Consider the following 8,037-nt stretch of genomic DNA (forward strand, 5'->3'; position numbering starts at 1 on the left):
GATAATTTGCGCTACCATCAGGAAAAAGTAACGGAAATCGAGAAGGAACTTCAGGCTGCCCAGCAAGCTGCACAGCGAGCTGAAGAAAATCTATCCGCCTCCAGAAAAAGATGGAATGACCGTTCGGGTGAACTTTATCAACAGTGGCGCCGGTAAAACCCGGAACGATTCAGTTCTAGCTATGCCATATTTCTATCAGAATACAGATGGCTCGTCCGGCTTTGTCATTAACTTGTAAACATCTGACCAAGTAGCCGAGAAAACTAAGGCACATAAGCCACGATTCCTCTACAACATACAATCTGTCAGAAAGATAGCAATGAATTCTGATACTTTCTGAATTTACGGAAATATAATTCGACAGGCTCCATATTTTACTAATCAGAGAATACGAGCCCACCTCAACTAGCACTGCCAGCATGGCTTATTTACATACCCAGCTGCGACAATTTGTCGCATTCCAATCAAAAAGCATCATAAGGATAATATTAAGTATTCAATTATATCTGCCGAAACGATGTCACAACCTGTTTTCAATCCTGATGAAACAGAGCAATATCACTACCTGACGATATAACTGGATCAAACGAGCACTCGGTCATTGCCGCAATCGATATACTTTATCGTGACCATCACAACTGGTTGTTTACATGGCTCAGAAAGAAGCTGAGCTGTCAGCATCAGGCTGCTGATATTGCACAGGATACGTTCACCCGTATTCTGGCCTTGTCACATTTACCTCATCTTCAGGAACCCAGAGCTTATCTGGTAACGACCGCAAAGCGGCTGATCATCAACCAGTCAAGAAAACAGCAGATCGAGCAGTTATACCTGGCAGCACTGGCCCAATCTGTCGAGACAGCAGATGCATTTCCCTCTCCTGAACGAATCATCTCTGCAATTGAGATACTGGATAAATTCAGCCGGATACTGGCAGGGCTTGCCGAGAAACCCCGGCAGGCTTTCATGCTACATTATTTCGAAGGGTTTACTCATGCGGAGATTGCCACACAGCTTGGCGTATCAGACAGAATGGTGCGTAAATACCTGATGCAAACATTGGTACACTGCCATCAGTTCGATGATTCGGAGGGATAGGATCCCTGTATCGTAACGATAGCGATAAATCCAGGAATGCATTCCAATTCTGTACCTGATTCGATTGTCGAACAGGCGGCTGAATGGGTCGTCCGCCTGTCGGAAAATGGACTGACCTCTGCTGATCGTGCAGCACTGCTGGCAGAGTTCGAACAGTGGCAGCGAATCAATCCACAACACGCCCGGGCTGCCAACAAAATGATGGGACTGGTCCGGCAATCCGAGCAAGTTCGCGAGACTACTCACCCGACATCCGCCCGTATTGCTGTGGAAGCATCCCTGAAGAATGCACACAGGGCCACTCACGCAAAAAAACTGGGGACTGTCATCATGCTGATGATTACGCTGGCTTTGCCTGCCTGGTTTTTCTTTCAGCATTATTCTCCCGCCTATCTGCTGGCAGATACGCGTACCACTACCGGGCAATGGCATACACAAACACTAATTGATCAAAGTACGGTTACCCTCAACAGTGCCAGCGCCACCAATTTCCACTTTGATGCCGAATTGCGGAACATCGAACTGATTCGCGGTGAAATTCTGATCGACGTGGCTGCAGATCCCGGTCGGCCTTTTCAGGTGGAAACCCGACACGGGCAAATCAGGGCGCTGGGTACACGCTTCATCGTCAGCCTGACTGATGAAACAACAACACTGACCATGCTGGAATCCCAGGCGGAGATCGCCCTGTTTGAATCAGACAGACGGCAGACCGGTAACACTGCGGCAACGCTTGTACTTAGCGCAGGGCAGCGTGTGCAATTTTCAGACAAATCGATTGGGGAAATTGAAACGGTCGATACGCAAGAGCTTTCAGATGCCTGGGCATTTCGGCATCTGAAGGTAAACAACCGGCCGCTCTCGGAAGTACTGGATCGGCTTTCACGTTACCGTACTGGTCTGGTACTTTACAATGCCCATGAACTTGAACGATTGAGAATCAGCGCTGTACTTCCGCTTGATGATACCGATAAAGCACTGTATCTGCTGACTAGAAGTTTTCCGATCCGGACATACACCATTACACCGTGGCTGTTGATCGTTGAACCGGATATTCATGAACTACCCCTACCACCCCCTGCTCACTCCTGATGTCAATGGCCATTAATTTTGACCCACTTTTGGCCAATAAAATTGACCCATTTTTGCTTGTTTAACCTGTGGTTTTTTGTTTCAGTCAATAGCTTTCACCTCCCAGCATAAAAATGTGTGAGTGATGGATGATGCGATCGATGATTGGTACAGCGACGTTGTCATCGTGGAAGAATTCCCCCCAGCAGGTAAAATCCTTGTTGGTCGTCAGGATGATTGACCGGTATTCGTACAAGCTGTTGATCAGCTGGAACAGGTTGTAGCGGGCTTGCCGCGTCATGGGCAGGTAGCCCAGCTCATCGATGATCAGCAGATCGTACTTGCCAAGCTGGCTGATTTTCTTTTTCAGCTCCCCCTTCATTTCCGCCAGCTCCAGCGCTTCGACCAGATCCAGCGCATTGTGAAACAGGACCCGGTAGCCGGCATCAACCGCCTTGTGGCCAATTCCGATGGCCAGGTGCGTTTTGCCCACGCCGGGCGGGCCGATAAAGATCAGGTTGTTACGTTCGTCGATAAACTGGAAGTCCAGCAGTGCGTTAACCTGGCGCTTGCTGATTGTGGTCTGGTAGCGGTAGTCAAAGCCTTCCAGAAGCTTCTGTGCAGGAAAGCCAGCCGCCTTGTAGTTGCGTCGTATGCGGCCATCCGGCTGGCGAAGTTGAGATAGGACATTTCTCCGGCTTCGGCTTCAACCAGCAGCTGATTCAATTCTCTGGCTATAGCGCTCAGGTGCAGGCTGCGGTACTGTGCAGCCGTCTGCTCAAGCATGCTCATGGGTCACCTCCTGGCCAGTGCGCTGGCCAAGTTGTTGATAAGCACTCAGAGCATTTCCAGCTCCACCGGGCCATGTTTACGCAGCAGGCTGCGCACGGCGTACAACTGATCCTTGTAAACCTTGGGTAGTAACTGCCGTAGCTGCTGGCACAGAGCCTGACTGACCGCCTCATCACCGACCAGTGTCTGTATGTCCTGCTCCAGCTGTTCTCGACGCCGGATATGGTCACGGTAGTGATTATTGTTTTTGATGATCCGGCCCTTGCCACCGGACAGTTCGTGCCGGGCGAGCACCTCACCACCTTGCAAGTCTGTAATGTGCAACTGGTTACCGCTTTCCAGAACGCCCACATGATTTTGCTGCCACGCCATCGGCACCGAGTATTTGTTGGCCTTCCAGGAGATCAGCCCGGTTTTATCCACCTTGCGGGTTTCGCTGGCCACCAGTGTGACACAGGCTGGTGACAGATAAGATTTGAGCTGGATGCGCTCATCCCGCTCAAACCGCTCCCGTGGCAACTCGCCGGTGGTGCCGTGCATCCGGATATTGGCAACGTTGTTCAGCCAGTCCAGCACATGTTGGCGCAGATGCTGCTCATCGCGGAAGATCTCACCGTAAAAGCAGTCCTGCTTGACGTATTTGACCCCAGCTTCGACCTTGCCCTTACTCTCGGGATCGTAGCCTTCACAGGCGTGTATACGGAATCCGGCGGTAGTGGCGTACTGGTGGAAGCGCTCGTTGATCGACAGCTCACGGTACTTCTCCCCGATCACCACCAGCCTGGTCTGGTCATAGACGCACTCTTCAGGCATGCCGCCAAAGTAGCGCAGTGCCTCGTCGTGCAATTGGATAAATTGCTGAGTATCGAGCGGCCGAAAGGACAGTCCCACATACATCAGACGGGAGTAGGCCAGCACAAAGACCACAAAGTGCACTACGGTTTCCACACCGCCAATCAGTACGGTGCGCAGCTCGCCCGGATCAACCTGGCACTGTACACCGGGCACCGCATCCACCACAGGCTCGTAGTAACGGAACTGACCGGTTGTAACCTTATCCTTCAGGGCGCTGACATAGCGCCGAATGCTGCGATCAGATGCAGGCAGCTCGCCCAGCTTCTCCCTGAGCTTGCGGGCAATCTTGACAGCGCTTAATCCTGGAAAATTCACCAACAGGCCGAGCAGGTAATCCCTGCACGCATCCAGCTGCTTGCTGCGGGCTGGATCGTCCTGCTGCCGGGCAATGGTCACTTTATCCAGGCGCAGGTACTTGCGTACGCTGTTGCGGGAAATCCCCAGCTCCTTGCTGATGGCACGAATCGAAAGACCGTTGCCACCATCGTGTAATGATTTGATTTTATGTATCACGTTCCACCTCTTCATCAGAACGGTTCCCTGCCAGTCAAAATGCGGAGAACCCTATCTATTTTTTGGCCTGACGGCCACCCCGGGGATGGGTCAAAATTAATGGCCAGAGATGGGTGTTTAGATGGCCATTAACAGCTCCTATCAATACATACGGATTAAACCTGATCACGCTGACAGATAAATCCCTGTCAGCAAACTTCACCAGAAAAAATAACCTGCAGGAAGTCGTATCGGTTCCGCATTTTTGTTCTTGGTTGTCATGATAGTTGAGAACAACAAAAAGGAGTCTGATATGCCTCGCACTACTCAATCAAGACACATCCAGCTAAAACCGGGCTGGTTATTACTACTCGGATCAACACTCATTGCGCTGACTATCCATACAATGATTTTTCCTTCAATCACTCTTGCTCAGGGAATACCAGCCGATATGTCTCATTACAGCATCCCGCCAGGATCACTGGAGCAATCGTTGAGCCTGTTCGCGCGACAGGCTGGTATTGCAATCTCAATGGATGCAGACAAAATAAAGAATCTCACTGCCAGCAAGCTGGAAGGGAACTACAGCATCGAATCCGGCCTGACCACACTGCTGAAAAACAGTGGCTTCACCTTTGAAAGGAATATGGCTGGCTATGTGCTAATTGCGGCAAAAGCAATTGGCGGAAATCTCACTACACTGCCAGAAGTCAAGATTACCAGCCTCATGGAGATGGATTCCCCGGGAAATCCGAGTTACACCCGTACTAACGCGTCAACGGCAACTAAATCCAACCTGTCGTTGATGAAAACACCGATTTCGGTACAGGTGATCCCGCGCGCGATAGTTGAAGATCAGCAGGCGATTCAGATCGAAGATGCGATTAAAAACGTCAGTGGTGTATTTCCGGGATTCACTTTCGGTGGATTGTCTGAGGAATTCATGATCCGGGGCTTTAATACCGGGTATTTAAGTTATCGCGACGGATTCCGATTTCCTGCAGCACGACTGCCTTTAGCTAATATCGAACGCGTCGAAGTAGTCAAGGGAGCAGCAGCTAATTTGTATGGCCGTATCGAGCCGGGCGGCATGATCAATCTGATTACCAAGCGACCACAGGCTGAATCCTACTATATGCTGAATCAGCAGTTTGGCTCATACAGCCAGTACCAGACGCGGGCTGATGCGACTGGCGCTCTTAACGAAAGTGGCACATTGCTTTACCGCCTCAACCTTGAATATTTGAACAAAAATTCATTCCGTGATTTTGGTTTTCATAAACGTATTTTTGTAGCGTCATCAGTTACCTGGAAAATCACCCCAAGTACTCAGCTTGATGTGGATTTTATGTACTCCAACGAAGATTTCCTGGAAGATCATGGCATTGTGGCACTTGGCAATCGTCCGGCCAAAATCCCGAAATCACGCTTTCTGGGGGAATCTGCTTTAGATAAAGCTACGCTGCAATTATATAACACTGCTGCTACTTTAACCCACGCGTTTAATGATGACTGGCAAGTGCGTACTCGCTTTAATCATTTACGCCGGGATACGGTTGACCCACAAACCTCTGGAAATAATCTAAATGAATTGACGGGTGCGTTACAAAGAAGATTTTATTCAGGTAATGCTACCAATGATGTCTATATGGACACAGTAGATGTCACCGGGCATTTTCATACTGCAGATATTGAGCACAATATACTGGCTGGCTGGGATTACTATGGCCAATTTGGCTCTGTCAAAGCGATTAGTCTGGACGCTGACTCCATTAATATTTTCAAGCCCCAATACAAAAATATCAATCTGGCATTACAACCTTATAACAGATTCATAGATCAGAAGATTGAATGGAATGGCGTGTATTTCCAGGATCAGATCACGCTGTTCAATAAGCTGCATATTATGGGGAGCGGCCGCTATGACTGGGCTTCACAAGAAACCGGTTTTGTTTCTGGTGTAGGCCAATCACTGGCAGGTGCCAGGGCGGCAAGTAACAAAATCAATAATGCGCGCTTCAGTCCGCGCGCAGGAATTGTGTATCAACCGTGGGAATGGCTGTCATTCTTCGGCAATTATGTGCAATCGCTGGGAGCGGCCAATGGCGCATTCGATGCAAACGGCAATATCCTCAAACCACAAATTGGTGAGCAGTTCGAAGGTGGATTCAAGACCTCATTTTTCGACGGGCGGCTCAATTCGAACGTGGCCTATTATCATCTGACCAAAAAGAATCTGGCCGTATCGGTACCGGGACAACCGTACTCAATCCCTATCGGCCAGGCACGTAGCCAGGGAGTGGAAGTGGATATTTCCGGGCAGGTAGCCCGGGGATTGGATCTGATCCTGACTTATGCCTATACCGACGCCGAAGTGCTGGAAGGTACCAATAAAGGTAACCGGTTGTGGAATGTGCCCAAACATGCCGGCAGTCTGTGGGCACGTTACGACGTGCAGTACAAGCCACTGCGCGGACTGAGCATCGGGGCCGGCATCTATGCACAGGGCAAACGCCCGGGTGATCCGGCCAATACCTATTTCCTGCCGGCACAGGCACGTGTCGATGCCATGGTACGCTACCGTCCGCCCGTCCTGAAGTCACGCCTCAGTTTGCAGCTCAACGCCTACAATCTGGCGAATGAAACCCTGTATGGCGGTACATTGGGTGATCGTTTCTCAGTCAATGTGGGCGTCCCGCGCACCTTTGTCGGCTCAATCCGCTATGAGATGTAACGGTAACATTGATTACCCGATGTAACCAACTGAATAATTTTCATTAATTCTGTTGCAGTTGTTTCCGGTTTTCTCATTATTCAGCTTATGCGCTCTTTACTGGTTTATATCCATCGCTATACCGGGTTGTTGCTAGTCCCGTTTCTGATCATCGTCGGATTGACTGGCAGTGTACTGGCGTTTAATCAGGAGCTGGATCGTTGGCTGAATCCGGTATTGCTGACAGTACCAACTCCGGAAAAATCGGATATGCAACGGCTCGATCCATTTACTTTGGGTGAACACATCGAGCGACAAGAATCACGAGCGCGAATTGACTGGATCAACCTGAATTATGAAGCTGGTCAAACGTACCGTTTCTTTTTAGTGCCCCGGATTAATCCGAAAACAAATCAGTTGTTCGAGCTTCCATATAACGAAGTCTATCTAAACCCCTATACCGGTGAACGAACGGGAACACGCACCTGGGGAGAAGTATCGCTGGCTGAAGAAAACATCATGCCATCTCTGTACCGGTTGCATTACACACTGGCATTACCCAAACACATTGTCATGTTTGGTACTTATGCTTTAGGTGTGGCAGCATTACTGTGGTTCTTCGACTGTTTCGTCGGGTTTTATCTGACGTTGCCGCCGGGAAGGAAACGATCCGGTCAACCTGATCTGTGAACACAACACTCTTAGAGCCCGTTTACAATCTTTTCTCCATCGCTGACAATACGGGGATGAATAGAACGAAATATGCTAGCGATATCAGCATAGAACAATTTGCCGGGATAGAGCCACTTCTGCGCAGTGTTCGACGCAGCACCAAACCTCGAACTGTAGATCTGTATGAAGTGTTTTGTGCGGTGCTGTATCTGCTGCTCACCGGTTGCCAATGGAGGTTCCTGCCTGGCGAATTTCCCAAATGGCAGAGTGTGTACGCCTATTGGCGTAAATGGAGTGAGCCCGACCAGCACGGTGTAAGCGTGCTGGAGCGGGCATTAAAAAAA

General features: G+C 49.8%; 7 protein-coding genes and 1 pseudogene. 5 read left to right on the forward strand and 3 right to left on the reverse strand.

Going from position 1 to position 8,037, the window contains the following annotated elements:
* Positions 1 to 615 precede the first annotated feature (615 nt).
* Together IT527_RS06560 and IT527_RS06565 are read left to right on the forward strand one after the other, a co-directional pair.
* The gene (locus IT527_RS06560) at positions 616 to 1,098 is read left to right on the forward strand and encodes a sigma-70 family RNA polymerase sigma factor (RefSeq protein ID WP_292967737.1); all 483 of its coding nucleotides are present in this window, start codon (positions 616 to 618) and stop codon (positions 1,096 to 1,098) included.
* 36 nt (positions 1,099 to 1,134) lie between these two features.
* Entirely contained in the window at positions 1,135 to 2,190 is a 1,056-nt protein-coding gene (locus IT527_RS06565; RefSeq protein ID WP_292967732.1) for a FecR domain-containing protein, read from the forward strand.
* An 85-nt stretch (positions 2,191 to 2,275) separates the two neighbouring features.
* Here IT527_RS06565 and istB read toward each other — a convergent pair whose 3' ends face one another.
* The 3 genes and pseudogenes from istB to istA all read right to left on the reverse strand — a co-directional run bounded on the left by istB (position 2,276) and on the right by istA (position 4,329).
* Positions 2,276 to 2,779: an IS21-like element helper ATPase IstB gene (gene istB / locus IT527_RS06570; protein ID WP_292967738.1), complete on the reverse strand. Its 504-nt coding sequence runs from the start codon at positions 2,777 to 2,779 to the stop codon at positions 2,276 to 2,278.
* Complete coding sequence (locus IT527_RS06575; RefSeq protein WP_292967733.1) at positions 2,683 to 2,961, reverse strand: hypothetical protein; 279 nt, start codon at positions 2,959 to 2,961, stop codon at positions 2,683 to 2,685. The genes istB and IT527_RS06575 overlap by 97 nt, the downstream gene beginning before the upstream one ends.
* Positions 2,948 to 4,329 (reverse strand): annotated as a pseudogene (gene istA / locus IT527_RS06580) (IS21 family transposase). Before istA ends, IT527_RS06575 begins: the two are co-directional and overlap by 14 nt.
* 292 nt (positions 4,330 to 4,621) lie before the next feature.
* Between istA and IT527_RS06585 the strand changes: the two are divergent.
* From IT527_RS06585 to IT527_RS06595, 3 genes are all read left to right on the forward strand, one after another.
* Entirely contained in the window at positions 4,622 to 7,042 is a 2,421-nt protein-coding gene (locus IT527_RS06585) for a TonB-dependent receptor (RefSeq protein ID WP_292967734.1), read from the forward strand.
* A gap of 87 nt (positions 7,043 to 7,129) precedes the next feature.
* The gene (locus IT527_RS06590; RefSeq protein ID WP_292967735.1) at positions 7,130 to 7,711 is read left to right on the forward strand and encodes a PepSY-associated TM helix domain-containing protein; all 582 of its coding nucleotides are present in this window, start codon (positions 7,130 to 7,132) and stop codon (positions 7,709 to 7,711) included.
* 56 nt (positions 7,712 to 7,767) lie between these two features.
* A partial coding sequence (locus IT527_RS06595) for a transposase (RefSeq protein ID WP_292967736.1) occupies positions 7,768 to 8,037 on the forward strand: 270 nt, incomplete at its 3' end.

It is taken from the genome of Nitrosomonas sp. (assembly GCF_020852615.1).
Lineage (GTDB): Bacteria > Pseudomonadota > Gammaproteobacteria > Burkholderiales > Nitrosomonadaceae > Nitrosomonas.